Origin of the sequence: Phenylobacterium sp. (genome assembly GCF_036495085.1) — a bacterium.
GTDB lineage: Bacteria > Pseudomonadota > Alphaproteobacteria > Caulobacterales > Caulobacteraceae > Phenylobacterium.
This window is the reverse complement of sequence record NZ_DASXNL010000128.1, coordinates 1-14,036: the sequence shown is the minus strand read 5'-3', so window position 1 is coordinate 14,036 and position 14,036 is coordinate 1. Positions and strand designations below refer to the sequence as shown.

General features: G+C 67.2%; 14 protein-coding genes and 1 pseudogene. 6 read left to right on the top strand and 9 right to left on the bottom strand.

What is annotated here, in order from left to right; genetic code table 11:
• Positions 1-217 precede the first annotated feature (217 nt).
• Both VGI62_RS14250 and VGI62_RS14245 read right to left on the bottom strand, forming a co-directional pair.
• On the bottom strand, positions 218-754 hold the full coding sequence (locus VGI62_RS14250; protein ID WP_331505167.1) for a hypothetical protein: 537 nt from the start codon (positions 752-754) through the stop codon (positions 218-220).
• A 216-nt stretch (positions 755-970) separates the two neighbouring features.
• On the bottom strand, positions 971-1,198 hold the full coding sequence (locus tag VGI62_RS14245; RefSeq protein ID WP_331505166.1) for a DUF3597 family protein: 228 nt from the start codon (positions 1,196-1,198) through the stop codon (positions 971-973).
• An 18-nt stretch (positions 1,199-1,216) separates the two neighbouring features.
• Between VGI62_RS14245 and VGI62_RS14240 the strand changes: the two genes are divergently transcribed.
• From VGI62_RS14240 to VGI62_RS14230, 3 genes are all read left to right on the top strand, one after another.
• Positions 1,217-1,633: a pyridoxamine 5'-phosphate oxidase family protein gene (locus VGI62_RS14240; RefSeq protein ID WP_331505165.1), complete on the top strand. Its 417-nt coding sequence runs from the start codon at positions 1,217-1,219 to the stop codon at positions 1,631-1,633.
• Positions 1,634-1,859: 226 nt separating this feature from the next.
• A complete protein-coding gene (locus tag VGI62_RS14235) occupies positions 1,860-2,117 on the top strand; it encodes a DUF1344 domain-containing protein (RefSeq protein ID WP_331505164.1) in 258 nt (85 codons plus the stop codon).
• A 57-nt stretch (positions 2,118-2,174) separates the two neighbouring features.
• The gene (locus tag VGI62_RS14230; RefSeq protein ID WP_331505163.1) at positions 2,175-2,441 is read left to right on the top strand and encodes a hypothetical protein; all 267 of its coding nucleotides are present in this window, start codon (positions 2,175-2,177) and stop codon (positions 2,439-2,441) included.
• A 441-nt stretch (positions 2,442-2,882) separates the two neighbouring features.
• Here the strand turns inward: VGI62_RS14230 and VGI62_RS14225 are convergent, their stop codons facing one another.
• The 7 genes from VGI62_RS14225 to VGI62_RS14195 form a co-directional block, all read right to left on the bottom strand.
• The gene (locus tag VGI62_RS14225; protein WP_331505162.1) at positions 2,883-3,455 is read right to left on the bottom strand and encodes a hypothetical protein; all 573 of its coding nucleotides are present in this window, start codon (positions 3,453-3,455) and stop codon (positions 2,883-2,885) included.
• Complete coding sequence (locus tag VGI62_RS14220) at positions 3,452-4,870, bottom strand: LLM class flavin-dependent oxidoreductase (RefSeq protein WP_331505161.1); 1,419 nt, start codon at positions 4,868-4,870, stop codon at positions 3,452-3,454. The genes VGI62_RS14225 and VGI62_RS14220 overlap by 4 nt, the downstream gene beginning before the upstream one ends.
• 29 nt (positions 4,871-4,899) lie before the next feature.
• A complete protein-coding gene (locus tag VGI62_RS14215; RefSeq protein WP_331505160.1) occupies positions 4,900-5,643 on the bottom strand; it encodes an ABC transporter ATP-binding protein in 744 nt (247 codons plus the stop codon).
• Entirely contained in the window at positions 5,640-6,518 is an 879-nt protein-coding gene (locus VGI62_RS14210; RefSeq protein ID WP_331505159.1) for an ABC transporter permease, read from the bottom strand. Before VGI62_RS14210 ends, VGI62_RS14215 begins: the two co-directional genes overlap by 4 nt.
• Positions 6,519-6,533: 15 nt before the next feature.
• Positions 6,534-7,637, bottom strand: a complete 1,104-nt coding sequence (locus VGI62_RS14205) for an ABC transporter substrate-binding protein (protein WP_331505158.1) — start codon at positions 7,635-7,637, stop codon at positions 6,534-6,536.
• A gap of 84 nt (positions 7,638-7,721) precedes the next feature.
• A complete protein-coding gene (locus VGI62_RS14200) occupies positions 7,722-8,705 on the bottom strand; it encodes a TauD/TfdA dioxygenase family protein (RefSeq protein ID WP_331505157.1) in 984 nt (327 codons plus the stop codon).
• A 149-nt stretch (positions 8,706-8,854) separates the two neighbouring features.
• Positions 8,855-9,313 (bottom strand): Rrf2 family transcriptional regulator, encoded by a 459-nt coding sequence (locus VGI62_RS14195; RefSeq protein ID WP_331505156.1) that lies wholly within the window; start codon positions 9,311-9,313, stop codon positions 8,855-8,857.
• A 370-nt stretch (positions 9,314-9,683) separates the two neighbouring features.
• Here VGI62_RS14195 and VGI62_RS14190 point away from each other — a divergent pair, with 370 nt between their 5' ends.
• The 3 genes and pseudogenes from VGI62_RS14190 to VGI62_RS14180 all read left to right on the top strand — a co-directional run.
• The gene (locus VGI62_RS14190; RefSeq protein WP_331505155.1) at positions 9,684-12,032 is read left to right on the top strand and encodes a TonB-dependent receptor; all 2,349 of its coding nucleotides are present in this window, start codon (positions 9,684-9,686) and stop codon (positions 12,030-12,032) included.
• Between the two features lie 29 nt (positions 12,033-12,061).
• Positions 12,062-13,045 (top strand): aldo/keto reductase, encoded by a 984-nt coding sequence (locus VGI62_RS14185; protein WP_331505153.1) that lies wholly within the window; start codon positions 12,062-12,064, stop codon positions 13,043-13,045.
• A gap of 123 nt (positions 13,046-13,168) precedes the next feature.
• Positions 13,169-13,840, top strand: a pseudogene (locus VGI62_RS14180) (IS6 family transposase); the annotation flags it as partial.
• Positions 13,841-14,036: the final 196 nt, after the last annotated feature.

The following is a 14,036-nucleotide window of genomic DNA, read 5'->3' as shown; positions in this document are numbered from 1 at the left end:
CTCCGACGCCACGCACGAAGTGCAGCACCACCAAGACAACGGCAGCAGCAGGGCATGGATAACGGCAGCCGTAACGTGAAACGCGAAAGCCGAGCGCCCACCCGAACGCCGCTTCGACGCCAACCCTATATTTCCCGGAATGGGGCGGCCAAGCCGGTCGCAACGCGAAGCCTGCCAAAGCGCCGGCCAAGAGCCGGGCTCGCAAAGCCAGTTGAGGTTACTCGTCGCCGCCGGCCGCGCGGTAATCGGTACGGGCCTTGACGACCTTTGCCGTCGCGGCCTTGCGTGCGTCGACATAAGCGCGTTGCGCGCCGGCCTCCCGCTGCTCAAGCTCTTCATGCTCGCGGCGGAAGTCAGCCTCCTCGCGTTTGCGACGCTCGTCCAAAGTCTTCAGCGCCGCCTCTGCCGCATCGAGCTTCGAGCGGTCGGCTGGAGGTTTCTTCGGTTCGGCCGGCTTGGGTTTGGCGGCCGGTTTGGCCGTGGGCTTCTTCGGTGTCTCCGGGACCTTCGGCAAGCTGCTCGGCTCCAGTGCGAAGGGGTCGCTTGACCCGACGGCGCGGCGGAGCGGAGTTTCGGGATGGGCGATCGCCGCCGCGACGGCGGCTTCGTCCGTAGTGATCTTGGCCTCGCCGCTGGCGAACAGGTTCTGGTGCGTGCCCCAGGCGCGCAGCGCGGCGGCCTGACTTGGGGCCGCCACGACGGTGTCGTAGAAGCCGAACTGGGCCTTGAACACCTTCAGCTTGCGTCCGGCCACAGCGCGGCATCCGTCAATCTGTTACTTCGAGGGAAGGTAACCAAGGCCGCCTTGGCCTGGACCAGCGTCGATCTTGGCCTTCCGTCGGCGGTCGGCCGAGAATGACTGGCCGACGCACTTCCTTGGAGAGGCGGCCATGGTCGTCGCGGCGGACATACTCGGCAGCTGCGGTCCAGGTTCCCGCGAAGCCTTGGAGTCCGGCGAGCTGTGGCGAGCTTAGTGACCCCTGAGACTGTCGGGCACTTTGCCGCCCTTTTCAGCGAGCTGCGCCATGACGGCCCGGTGCAAGGCGATGTTTTCTTGCGCCGAGCCGTCGGTGCCGACATGCACATTGAGTCCATTGGCCAGTTCCTTCCGGGCGCCTAGGCTGGAATCCATGTCGAGGAGCTTGAGCAGGTCGACGATCGAACTCTGATAGTTACCGGGAGCGGGTTTGAGCCTCAATCAAAAGGAGGCGCCTCCATGCCGACGCCCGCTGACCTGGAAGAGAAACTCTGGAAGGCCTTGCAGTCCGACCGAGCCGTCATGCTGCGTCTGGATGGCGCCGCCGAACCGATGACAGCGCAGTTCGACAAGGGCCGCGATCACGGGCCGCTCTACATCTTCACGTCAAAGAAGAGCGACATCGTCCGGTCGCTCGGCCGCCCCCGGAGGGCCGAGATCGTGTTCGTCGGCAAGAGTCACGACATCTTCGCCACGGTTGAAGGCGACCTCACTGTCGATAGTGATCCCGCGCTCATCGACCGACTTTGGAATCCGTTCGTCGCGGCCTGGTTTGAAGGCGGACAGAACGATCCCGATTTGCAACTCCTGGAATTCCGACCCGCTGAAGCTCAGATCTGGGAGACGACAACAGCCTGTTCGCGGGCCTGCGTTTGATACTCGGCCGCGATCCGAAGCATGACTACCGCGACAAGACCGCCGCAGTCCGGCTTGGCGGCTAAGCGCCGCCCCATCGCGCCACAGGCCTGAATGATGATGGGCCCGGGCCCCACGGCCGCGACCCCGTCGGTGGGGCGGCCCGCAATGCCAGGAGGGTGTCCCTGGAACTTCGGCGCGCGGGGGCGGTTTTGCGCCGGCGGGGGTTCAGCGATGGGAGGTTGCGATGAAGACATCTATTGTTGCGGCGCTTGCCGCCACGCTGATCTTGAGCGCCGGGAGCGCATGGGCGTGGGAAGATGTGACCGGCAAGATCACCAGCGTCGACGAAAAGACCCACGCGCTCGTATTGGACAACGGGCAGACCTATTCGGTCGATAAGAGCGTGAAGCTCAGTGCCTTCAAGACCGGCGACACCGTCACTGTAAGCACGGAGATGAAGGGCGGCAAGACGGTGGTCAATAAGGTGACCAAGTCCAGCTGACCGGTTGATCAGCCGAGTGTCGAGGCGCTTCAAGCCGCTCTGGCGCCGGTTTCCCAGGTGCCTCGACTACTACTTAAGTTGGAGGCGTCCGACGCCTCAGCAGGGGCGTCCACCTGGACACATCTGGCCGGCCCCGGTCTTCGTCGGCCGCGACGGCAAGGTGAAGGCGGTGCACTCGGGCTTTGCATCGCCCGCCAGCGCGAGTTCAATGCCCAGCTGAAGCAGGAATTCACCGCCCGCATCGAGCAACTGCTGGCCGAGAACGGCCATGCGAATGTGGCGGCCGCAGCCACGCCTGCCGCCTCGGGCGGCCGGCTCGATTAGGCCCAAGTTGAAGGCGGACCAAACCGACCAGGAAGGGCCACGAATCTAGGCCGATTGCGATCGCGGGTCCGCCACCCTGCGCTCCTGAATCCAGGCGCAGCATCAGATCTCGTCAGGAAGAGACCACGTCACCTCGTCTATCGAGAGCCCGCTCGTTAGGCGGAAGGTCGCCTCGGCTGCATATCTCCTGGCTTCGGCGCGCCGCTGCTGCGCGAGCCGGACTCCAAGACAGAAGGCCGCCGCGTTTTCGGGGTGCGCTGCGCGTGGCCGCGAAGGCCGCTTCCCACTGACTTTGGGCGCGCCGCAGCGCCGCATTCGCGCGGTCATGGTCGGCGAGCCGCGTGCGCCACTCGGCGATGTCATCGCAGGCCATGGTCAGCTCCATGCACGCGCATGGCTCGGCCTCGTCGAAGGAATCACGGCCAAGCTCGGGGTCGGTCGTCAGGCCGGCGGCCGCAAGGCCTGGTCCGCGGCGTGCGTCTCGGACGCGTGGTGCAGGTGGCCTGCAAAGCCCAGGCTGCAGAGGTGGACGGCGGTCAGGCGCTGGCCCGGGAAGAACTCCCGCGAGGTCCCCTCGGCGTCGAACTCGGGGATCACCTCGCGGTCGAGCCCCAGCGCCTGGGCGGCGATAAACAGATACATCGCCTGCAGGTCGCGGTTGCGCACCGCCGTGCGGCGCGCGGCGTCCGGCTTGTCGAAACAAGACGGGACGCCATCGACGTGGGGGATGAACTCCACCAGCTGCTCGGCGAAGTCGACGTCGTAGCCGACGATCGCCACGGCTGGCGCGGCGAGCGCGCGCAGCTGGCCGGCCACCGGCAGGTAGGGTGCGAGCCGTGCCTTGGACTGGTCGGTGGTGAGGAAGAGCACGCGCGTTGGCGAGGCGTCGACCATAGCCGGGCCGAGCGCCATCAGCGCATGGACCTCCTCAAGGGTGTCGCGTGAGACGGGTTGCGTGGACCAGTCGGGGCCATAGCCGCCGGGGCGGCGGAGGGGAGCGAGGGCGGCCATCATCTGAACACCGCCATCGCGAGTTCGAGGCTCGGCGCGGCTTGGGCCGCGGCGGCGCGGGCGCGGGCGACGAAGCTGTTGACTGGTCGCTCGAGACCGAGGTTTTCGCGCAGGGTCGCGCCTTCGTACTGGGTTCGGAAAAGACCCCGCTGCTGCAGGATGGGGACGACCTGGTCGATGAAGTCGGTGAGCGCCGTCGGCAGCACCGGTGGCATGATGTTGAAGCCATCGGCTGCTCCCTGCTCGAACCAGACCTGAATGGCGTCGGCGATCTGCTCCGGTGTGCCCACCACGGTGCGGTGCCCGCGGGCTGTGGCGATCTGGCGGTAAAGTTCGCGCAGGGTGAGCTTGTTGCGGGTCACCAGGTCCGAGACCAGCTTGAGCCGGCTCTTGGAGCCGTTGGTCTCGGTCGGGAGTGGAGGGGCTTCATCGTCGAGGGAAAATCCCGAGAGGTCGACGCCGACGTAGTGGCGCTTGAGGATGCTCCAGGCGACCGAGGGATGGACCAGGGCCTGCAGGTCTTCATAGTTCGCCTGGGCTTCGGCTTCGGTGCCGCCCAGCACTGGGAAGATCCCAGGCATGACCAGCAGTTCATTCGGGCGGCGTCCGTGTTTAGGCAGCCGCGCCTTTACATCTGAATAGAACTCCTGCGCGTCCTCCAGCGCCATGTTGGCGGTGAAGATCACCTCAGCGGTCCGGGCGGCCAGCTCGCGGCCGGCCTCCGAGGCGCCGGCCTGGACGATCACCGGATAGCCCTGCGGCGGGCGCCCGATATTCAGGGGCCCGCGAACCTGGAAGTGGTCGCCTTGATGGTTGAGGAGGTGCAGCTTGTCCGGGTCGAGGAAGACGCCGGACTTGCGGTCGCGGCGGAAGGCGTCGTCCTCGTAGGAGTCCCAGAGGCCCTTCACAACGTCGATATACTCCTCCGCGCGCTCATAGCGCTTGGAGTGCTCCAGGTGCGCCAGAACGCTGAAATTCGGCGAGACGTCGGCGCCGGTGGTGACGACGTTCCAGGCCGCGCGGCCGCCCGAGATCCAGTCGAGGGACGCGAACTTCCGGGCCGTCGTGTAGGGGTCCTCGTAGGTGGTGGTCGAGGTGGCTACGAAGCCGATGTTTTCGGTTACCTGGCTCAGCGCCGACCAGAGCGTCACCGGCTCGAAATGGGCGGTCTTGCCGTCGCGGCTGAAGACCTCAAGGTCGTGGGGATCGCCATAGCCGCCGGGGCTGTCGGCCACGAAGACCAGGTCGAATTTCCCGCGCTCGGCCTCCTGGGCGAGCGCCTTGTAGTGGCGAAGGTTCAGGCCGGCGTCGGCCTGAGCGTCAGGGTGGAGCCAGGCCGCCACGTGATGGCCCGTGGCCTGCAGGAAAGCGCCGAGTTTGATCTGGCGGGGCCCAATCTGGTTTGACGTGTCGGACATGGCGAATCTCCCGGGGGACGGAGGGGCGGTCAGGCAGCGACGGTGTCGTCGACGCCCAGGCGGGTGAGCAGTTGGCGGCGGAGCTGGGCGAAGCGGACGCTCCGCTCGGGACCCATGGCGGGCAGGTCGACGGCGAGATCGGCGACGATCCGGCCCTCCTCCAGCACCACGACGCGGTCCGCGAGCTCGATGGCCTCAGCGACATCGTGGGTGACTAGCAGGACAGCCGGCGTGTGGACCGCCGAGAGCCGCTTCAGGAGGGCGTGCATGCGGATGCGCGTGAGCGCGTCCAGGGCGCCGAAGGGCTCGTCGGCCAGCAGCAGCTCCGGCTGGCGAACGAGGGAGCGGGCGAGCGCCACGCGTTGCTGCTCGCCGCCGGAGAGCTCGGAGGGCCAGGAGTCCTCCCGGCCGGCCAGTTCGACCTCGGCCAACGCCAGCAGACCTCGGGCCTTGGCGTCCGGGCCGTTCAGTCCCAGGACCACGTTGTCCAGGACGCGCTTCCAGGGCAGGAGCCGCGCGTCCTGGAAGACGACGGAAATCCGCTCGGGGACGGCGATCTCGCCGTCACCGGTCGCCTCGTGGTCAAGCTGTGCGAGCGCGCGCAGAAGAGTGCTCTTGCCGCAGCCGCTGCGGCCCAGCAGGGCGACGAATTCGCCCTTGCGGATATCGAGGTCGACGCCGTTCAGCACGCCTTTGACCGTGAAACGGCGAGTGAGGTTGCGGACCCGGACGACGGCTTGGGCCGCGGGCGATGAGGCGAGGGCGGGGCTCATTTCGCGAAGGTCCGGCGCCAGGTGAGTGCGCGGGCCTCAAGGGTGCGGACCGCGAGGTCGGAGGCGAGACCCAGGAGGGCGTAGACCACCAGCCCCACAACGATGACGTCGGACTGGGCGTAGGTGCGCGCCAGGTTGATCATGTAGCCGATGCCGCTGGTGGCGTTCAGTTGCTCGACCACGACCAGGGCCAGCCACGCCGCCATCACCGCAAAGCGCAGGCCGAGCAGGAAGCCGGGAAGGGCGCCTGGCAACACCACCTGGCGGATGAACGCCCAGCGGCTGAGATCCAGGGTCTCCGCCAGCTCGACATAGCGGATCTCGATGCCGCGCAGCGCCGTGTGGGTGTTGAGGTAGATCGGGATGAACACCGAGATGGCGATCACCGTGACCTTCATGGTCTCGCCGATCCCGAACCACAGGATCACCAGTGGGATCAGGGCGAGCGTCGGGATCGCCCGCTTCACCTGCACCAGGCCATCGAAGACATAGCCGCCGGCCAGGCTGAGGCCGGCCGCCAGGGCCACGACTACGCCGGCGCCGACCCCGAAGAACAGGCCTTGCGCGGCGCGCCAAGCGGAGATCAGCAGGTTGGACTGTAGGCGGCCCTGACGCAGCAGGTCGGCGGCGGTCTCCACGGTGGCCCAAGGCGCCGGCAGGACGCGCGCGTCGATCACGCCACTCATCGAGCCCAGCGTCCAAACCAGCACCAACAGCGCCGGCCCCAGGAGCCAACCCAAGGGGTCAGGCGCGGCGATGCCGAGCCTGCGACGCGCCGGCGGCATGGCGGCTGGCGCGACCCACTCAAGGGTTTCCTGGGCGCGGCGGGGCAATTCGACCGCGGCGGACAGAAGAGTGGAGGTCTGGGCGTTCATGCTTGAGCGTGTCCTTCAACGCGCGGCGAGGGTCGGGCCGCCGCCGCCGGCTTCGGCGAAGGCGTCGGAGGCGAGGGTCTCGAAGCGGCGATCGAACAGGCGACGGGCGTCGAAGGGCTTGCGGCCCGTGGCCTCGGCCATCAGGTTCACCGAGCCCTGCTGGCGGGCGATCGCCTCGCTCCAGTCTCGGGGGAGCACGGCGCGGCCGTTGGCCTCAACGACGTAGCGGGCGTCGTCCGGCGAGAGGCCCTGATCGCCGGCGTAGTAGACGCGGGCCCATTCGTCGGGATGGGCGTTAATCCACGCCTGGGCGCGGCCCCACACCTTCACCCAGACCTTCAGGGCGGCGGCCTTGCCCGGATCCTTGAGCGCCGATTCCGGCACATACATGGTGACGAAGTCGTCGCGGACGCCGCTCTTCAGGGCCTTCGCGCCGTCGGGCCCGAAGCGATCGAGGTAGCGTTTCAGGGCCGCGCCGGCGCCGAGCGGCGCGACGTCGATCAGGCCGCCCGAGAGCGCATTCACATAGATGTCCGCGCTGGGGCTCGGCAGCTCCACCAGGGTGACATCCTTGGCCGTGAGGCCCTGGGACTGCAGGGCGCGCTGGACGATCTCGCCCTGGATCTGGCCGGGGCTGTAGGCGATGCGCTTGCCGCGCAGATCTTTCAGGGAATTGACGTGGGCCTTGGGCGCGATCGCCAGCTCGAAGGAGGGGTGATCCACCGGGTCCTCGCGGAACCGTACGGCGATCATCTTCACCGGAATGCCCACCCAGATAGCGTGGATCGGCGGGATGTTGGCGACGGACCCCACGTCCAGGACATGGGCGTGGAAGGCCTCGGTGACGGCTGGGCCGCCGGTGATCTCGGCCCACTTCACCTGGAAGGGGAGATCCTTGATCCAGCCTGTGTGCTTCAGGACGTGTTCGGTGACGGGGTCGCCGATCGCCAGTGTCACCCCGGGCGGCACGCGGGTTGGCAGAGGCGAGTCCAACGCCAGCTGGCCGGCGGCGATCGCTGCGGACTCAGGCCTCGGCGCGCGGGTCGCGGCGTAGACCGAGAGCCCGGCGGAGAGGCCGAGGATCGCGAGTGCGAGGATGCCGACACGGCGGGTGGCCACGGGGCGGACGCCTTTGCTTCGAGGAGTGAGGGAACGGCCCGCCGCCAGAAGGGGGAGGAGCGGCGGGCCGCCGGGGGGCGCTGTTCAGCCGATGACGTTGAACAGCTCGCCCTCGAGCGCCTGGGAGCGGAAACCGTCGGCCCCGACCGGAAGGTCGCCGGCCACCGTGATGCGCCGCACGACGCGCGGGAGATCGAAGTGCTGGTAGTCGATGGGCCCAGCGTGGGCGACGGCCTGGTTGTCCCACATCACCAGCGACTTGGGCGCCCAGCGGAAGCGCACCTGGTACTCAGGCCGCGTCGCCTCGAAATAAAGCAGGTCGAGCAGCGCCTGGCTCTCGCGCTCCTTCAGCCCCGCGATGTGGGTGACGGTGCCCGGATTGAGGAACAGCAGCTTCTCGCCAGTCTCCGGATGCACCCGCACCAGCGGATGCAGCGACACGAAGGGGCCGGTCGCGCGCCCGTCGCGGCGGGGCTTGCGGCCCTTATCGCCACCGAAGTCGTAGCTGGTGGTTTGGTGGACAGCCTGCAGGTCGTCAATCAGCCGCTGGACCTTCGCAGACAGCCCTTCGTAGGCGGCGATCAGGTTGGTGAAGAGGGTGTCTCCACCGTAGGGCGGGATCTGCACCCCGTGCAGGATCGAATAGCGGTTGGGGTTGGCCACGAAAGTGATGTCGATGTGCCAGCCCTTGTAGTCGCGGGGCTTGCGCGCGCCGGGGCGCAGGTTGTCGTTCTCGCTGCGGCGGACCCGGTACTCGTCGACCGCGCGTTCCCAGATCTCCGGATGGTCTTCCAGGCCTTCCGAGATCGGGTGCGCCGGGGTCAACGGCCCGAAGGCCCGCCCGAAGGCCTTCAGCTGATCGTTGCTGATGTCCTGGTCGCGGAAGAAAACGACACGCCACTTCAGCAGCGCCGCATGGATGTCGGCCGCCGTCTCCGGGGCGAGGGGCTGGCGCAGGTCGACGCCGGAGAGTTCCGCGCCGATTATCGGCGTCACCGGCCCGACGATGAGTTTGGAGGCGGCCCGCGCGGGGGCTTCATGGGCCTGAAGGCCGACAGCGGTGCTCATGACAATTCCTTCCGAATGAGGCCGAACCTGACGACGAAGGGCGAGCGCATCGCCAACGGGCCGTCTGACCAAAGCCTATGTTTGAAGTAGGAATTGTGAGAACTGACTTCTGATCGAAGCGGCCTCAGAAATTCTGATCTGGAACCAATTCAGTTCGGTTCGACGGTGGCGCCACCCAACAGTGCGCGGCTGGCCGGTGTTCCCGATATCGCGTCCGCGAGCGTCGTGCGGTCGAGGATTTCGGCGACCTCGTTGCGGACGCTGGCCATCACGCGACGGATCGCGCATGCCCCCTCGTCCGGGCAGTCTTCGCAGCGCTTGTAGAAGTTGCGGCTGGCGCAGGCCAGCAGGGCTAGGGGGCCATCTGTCAGGCGAATGACCTCACCGAAGGTGATTAGGTCGGCGGGTCGTGAGAGCCGGTAGCCGCCCGACCAGCCGCGGGTGCTGTCCACCAGGCCCGCACGGCGCAGCTCGGACATGATCGCTTCGAGGAATTTGCGCGGGATCTGCTCGTCTGCGGCGATTGCGGTGACGCCGCGCGCCTCGCCGCCGCTGCGACCCAGGTGAAGCAGCGCCTTGAGGGCGTATCGACCGCGTTGCGAGAGCATCCGGATCCGTCTGGGCGCCGCAAAAACGCGGCTGTGCGACCTATCCGCCCGGAACCGGGCCGATGGTCAACCGACGCCGTAGGCGTCGCGCGCGGGCTGGCCGTTCGCAGGAGATGGGGTCCCGCAGAAAATCTGCAAGCCGGACAAGAAGCTCTTCCTTCAAATCATACGAGATTGATAGGAACTGAGCGCCCTTACCGCTCGCCAAGGGGGACCGCCCACCATGCTCTTGCCTGCTCACACCTGCGGACGATGTCGCGCGCCCGGACGCGCCTGACCCCTTCGACCTCCCGCTCCCGACCCGTCTGACGCCCGCGCCGCCTTGGCGCCATGCGTCGGCGTGTCCGCGCGCCAACGCCACGGATGATCCATGACCCGACGTTTCCCTTTGAAGACCCTGCTGCTCTCCACGCTCGCCTGGAGCGCGCTTGCGCCCTTGGCGTCCGCCGCTGAAGCGCCCGGCGTAGAAGCGCCAACGCCGGTGGCGCGTTCGGCCAGCGACGCCGGGCAACCCGCCGCCGCCGATGCGGGGTCGACCGTCAACGAACTGGTCGTGACCGCGCGGCGCCAGGAGGAGAAGGCGATCGACGTGCCGATCGCGCTGTCCGCGCTCTCCGGCGACGCGCTGGAGAAGACCGGCGCCTACACCCTGGCCGACATCCAGAACCAGGTCCCGAGCCTGGTGGCCTACAACTCCAACCCCCGGAACTCCTCTGTGGGGATCCGCGGGATCGGCGTGTCCTCGGCCTCGGACGGGCTCGACACCTCGGTCGGCTTCTACGTGGACGGGGTCTATCTCGGCCGGCCCGGGATGGCGCTGGAAGACCTGATCGACGTGCAGAGCATCGAGGTGCTGCGGGGGCCGCAGGGCACGCTTTTCGGCCGCAACACGTCGGCCGGCGTGCTGAATATCACCACCAAGAAGCCCAGTTTCACGCTCGGCGCTGACCTGGAGGTTTCGGGCGGAAACTACAACTTCACCCAGGTGCGGGCGAGCGTGACCGGCCCTTTGATCGACGGCGTGCTGGCCGGCCGGCTCACCGCCTTCGAAACCCATCGCGATGGGGTGCTCCACAACATTAAGACCGGCGTCAACGCCAACAGCGTCGGGCGACAGGGCGTTCGTGGGCAACTGCTCTACACGCCGGCGTCAAAGCTCTCCGTGCGGGTGATCGCCGAATACTCCTCGGAGGACGACACCTGCTGCGTGAGTGTGCTCAAGACCGTCTTGCCGCCATCGATCGGAGCCGCCACCGCACGGACCCTGCAGGCCTTTCAGGCGCTGGGCTATGTCCCGCAGTCTTCGCTGGACTTCACCCAGAACAACGCCCCGCAGAACATGCTGACCGACCAGCACGGCGTCTCGGTGCAGGCCGACTACGACCTTGGGTGGGCCGACGCCACCTCGATCACCGCCTACAAGTACTGGCACTTCCATCCGCTGCAGGATTCCGACGGGACGCCCCTGGACATCATCCAGGTCAATGTGGCCCAGACCGAGGATAACCAGTGGTCCCAGGAGTTTCGACTGGCCTCGAAGCCCGGGCGGCTCGACTGGCAGGCGGGCGTCTATGCCTTCGACCAGCAGCTGAAGGACCACTTCATCCTCAACCAGTTCGGCTACGACGCCGGCGCCTTCTACACGACCTTCCTGCGGCTCTCGAACCCGGCCGCGGCGGCCGTCACCATCGCGCCGGGGTCGCAGTATATCGGCGACACCTCGACCCATACCCAGAGCATGGCGGCCTTCGGCCAGGCGAACTTCCACATCACTCCCACGATCACCGCCACCGGCGGGCTGCGCTACACCTACGACAAGCGCGACGGGGTGTCCGACACCTCGACGATCGGCACGCCCTACGCGGCGACCTCGCTGCCGTTCCACTACAACGTCACGGTGAAGGGCGGGCAGTGGTCCTACCTCGCCAGCGTCTCGGACAAGATCACCGAAAACGCCCTGGCCTACGTTTCATATTCGACGGGCTACAAGGCCGCCGGCCTCAATCTCAACTCGGCGGTGAGCGCGGGCTCGCCCCTGGTGCTGAACCCCGAGAAGGTCGACGACTGGGAAGTGGGCCTGAAATCGACCCTGCTGCGCGACCGGGTCTACGTGAACCTCAGCGGGTTCTGGACCAGTCTCACCGGCCTGCAGGCCAACATCGTGCCGTCCAACGGCGCGCGGTCGTTTCTCGCAAACGTCGGCGATGTCCGGTCGCGCGGGGTGGAACTCGATGCCGGGTGGGAGATCATTCGAGGTCTGAGCGCCTCGGTGAACGGCTCCTACAACGACGTCACCTACAACGCCTATCACAACGCGCCGTGCCCGGTGGGCGTCACCGGTGTCTGCGACCTCACAGGCCAGCCGGTCTACCAGGCGCCCAAATGGATCTGGAACGCACTCGTCCGCTACGAGTGGGACTGGCGCGACGACCTGCGCCCTTACGTGCAGGGTCAGTACAGCTACCGCTCCGGGGTGTTCGGGACGGTCGACGACAGCCCCTACGGCTGGATCGATGACTACAGCCTGGCCAACGCCCGCATCGGGATGCGCTTCGATCGCGGCCGCTATGACGTGTCGCTCTGGGTCAACAACCTGACCGACCAGACCTACTTCCAGAACCTCGGCCTCACCTCGATCGTGGGCGCCGCCGGCTTCGGCTTTGGCGGCCAGCTCGGGACGCCCCGCACCTGGGGCGCCACGCTCCGGGCCCAGTTCTAGTTCGCACTTTGCAGAGAAGGAGACCTCCCATGACCGCCACCACAGACCGCGTTCCACTCGGACCGCTTTCCGTCAGCCGCCAGGGCTTCGGCTGTATGGGACTCTCCCACGTCTACGGGAGAGCTGATGAAGCCGAGTCGCTCGCCACCCTCGAGCGCGCCCTGGACCTCGGAATCAACTTTCTCGACACCGCCGACATCTATGGCCTGGGCCACAACGAACAGCTGGTCGGCCGCGCGATTCGCGGGGAGCGCCATAAGCTTGTGATCGCCAGCAAGTTCGGGAACCGGCTTGACGCCAAGGCTCATGGTCGGGCCTTGGATGGCCGGCCGGAATATGCTCGCGAGGCGGTCGAGGCGAGCCTTCGCCGGCTCGATGTCGATCACATCGATCTCTACTACCTGCACCGCCTGGACCCCGTGACGCCGGTCGAGGAGACGGTGGGTGAGCTGGCGAAGCTGAAAGGGCAGGGAAAGATCGGCGCCATCGGCCTCTCCGAAGTCGACGCCAGTGTCCTGCGCCGGGCGCACGCGGTCCATCCCATCGCCGCGCTGCAGAGCGAATACTCGCTCTGGACCCGAGAGGTGGAGGCTGAGATCCTGCCGACGGCGCGCGAGCTGGGGGTCGGGTTTGTCGCCTATAGCCCCCTTGGCCGCGGCTTCCTGGCCGGCGCTGAGCCGGTGGAAGAGAAGGATCGCCGCCATCAGCATCCGCGGTTCCAGGCCGAAGCCCTCGCGGCCAACAGCCGGCGCCGCGCGGTGGCCGAAGGAATCGCTGCGCGCCTGGGCGTGAGCGTGGCCCAGGTCAGCTTGGCCTGGGTGCTTTCGAAGGGCGTCGTGCCGATCCCCGGCACCCGCCATGTCGCGCACCTTGAGGCCAACTGGGCCGCCAACGATCTGTCACTGGATCCGGCCACGATCGCGGAGCTGGAGGCGGCGTTCCCGGTCGGCTCGACGGTCGGCGCTCGCTACCCCGCGGGCTCGCCGCCGGTGCCCGGCCTACAGCCGGCGTGACGGTACGTTGCGTAGGCGCGGGCCGGGGAGCGATCACGGTGTGCTGACCCGTTGGTGCTGTCAGTCTAACGCTAACAAGTCTCCATTTCAGGGCCCGCCGGGCCTGCGTGGAGGCTGGCGTCGATGCGCCCCATCTCATTCAAGCGGTACAGATTCCCCGCCGATGTCATCCGCTGCGCCGTCTGGCTCTATTTCCGCTTCACGATGAGCTTCGGGACGTCGAGGAACTGCTCGCCCATCGCGGGATCGAGGTGAGCGACGAGACCATTCGCTGCTGGACGATCAAGCTCGGACCGCAGATCGCCGAGAATTTGAGGAGGAAAAAGCCGGCGCCGTCGCCGCGGTGGCGCCTCGACCTGATGGTCTGCAAGGTTGGTGCCCGGCGCATGTATCTCTGTCGCGCGGTCGATGACGAAGGCGAGGTTCTTGACCTCATGATGTCGCCTCGCCGGAACACGTGGACGGCCCTTAAGCTCCTTACAGAGTTGATCGGGAACCAGCCCGTTGGGCCGGAGTCGATCACCACCGACGGGCTCGGATCCTATCGCCTCGCGCTGCAGATCCTGAAGCTCGGTCACCTCCACCAACCAGGCCGGCTTCGAGGGGACACCGAGCGGAGAACTCGGACCTGCCGATCCGGCGACGGGAACGGAAGATGCAGAGGTTCAAGTCCCAGGCCTCCCCCAGCGCTTCCTCACCACTCATGCCGCGATCTACAACACCTTCAACACCCAGACCCATCTCGTCAGTCGCCGAACGCTCCGCCAATTCCGGGGCGAGGCGCATGCTGCCTGGCATATGCAACGTGCACGGACTAATGAACTTTTGGCATGGGGTTCTTACGACCTGCCGGCCCTGTGTGTTCTCATTTGGCGCGGGCCGGCATGTCGGGCGCGGACTCGGCCAGGGCTTCCGCCTCGGGCGGGAACTGGGATTTGCGCATCACCGAGGCGTACCGCGCGATCGCATTCTCCAGCGGTGGCAGGAGCTG

Coding starts and splice junctions, on each gene's coding strand:
- VGI62_RS14240 (WP_331505165.1), top strand. CDS start 1,217: ATGCCGACGCCCGCTGACCTGGAAGAGAAACTCTGGAAGGCCTTGCAG.
- VGI62_RS14235 (WP_331505164.1), top strand. CDS start 1,860: ATGAAGACATCTATTGTTGCGGCGCTTGCCGCCACGCTGATCTTGAGC.
- VGI62_RS14225 (WP_331505162.1), bottom strand. CDS start 3,455: ATGATGGCCGCCCTCGCTCCCCTCCGCCGCCCCGGCGGCTATGGCCCC.
- VGI62_RS14220 (WP_331505161.1), bottom strand. CDS start 4,870: ATGTCCGACACGTCAAACCAGATTGGGCCCCGCCAGATCAAACTCGGC.
- VGI62_RS14215 (WP_331505160.1), bottom strand. CDS start 5,643: ATGAGCCCCGCCCTCGCCTCATCGCCCGCGGCCCAAGCCGTCGTCCGG.
- VGI62_RS14210 (WP_331505159.1), bottom strand. CDS start 6,518: ATGAACGCCCAGACCTCCACTCTTCTGTCCGCCGCGGTCGAATTGCCC.
- VGI62_RS14200 (WP_331505157.1), bottom strand. CDS start 8,705: ATGAGCACCGCTGTCGGCCTTCAGGCCCATGAAGCCCCCGCGCGGGCC.
- VGI62_RS14195 (WP_331505156.1), bottom strand. CDS start 9,313: ATGCTCTCGCAACGCGGTCGATACGCCCTCAAGGCGCTGCTTCACCTG.
- VGI62_RS14190 (WP_331505155.1), top strand. CDS start 9,684: ATGACCCGACGTTTCCCTTTGAAGACCCTGCTGCTCTCCACGCTCGCC.
- VGI62_RS14185 (WP_331505153.1), top strand. CDS start 12,062: ATGACCGCCACCACAGACCGCGTTCCACTCGGACCGCTTTCCGTCAGC.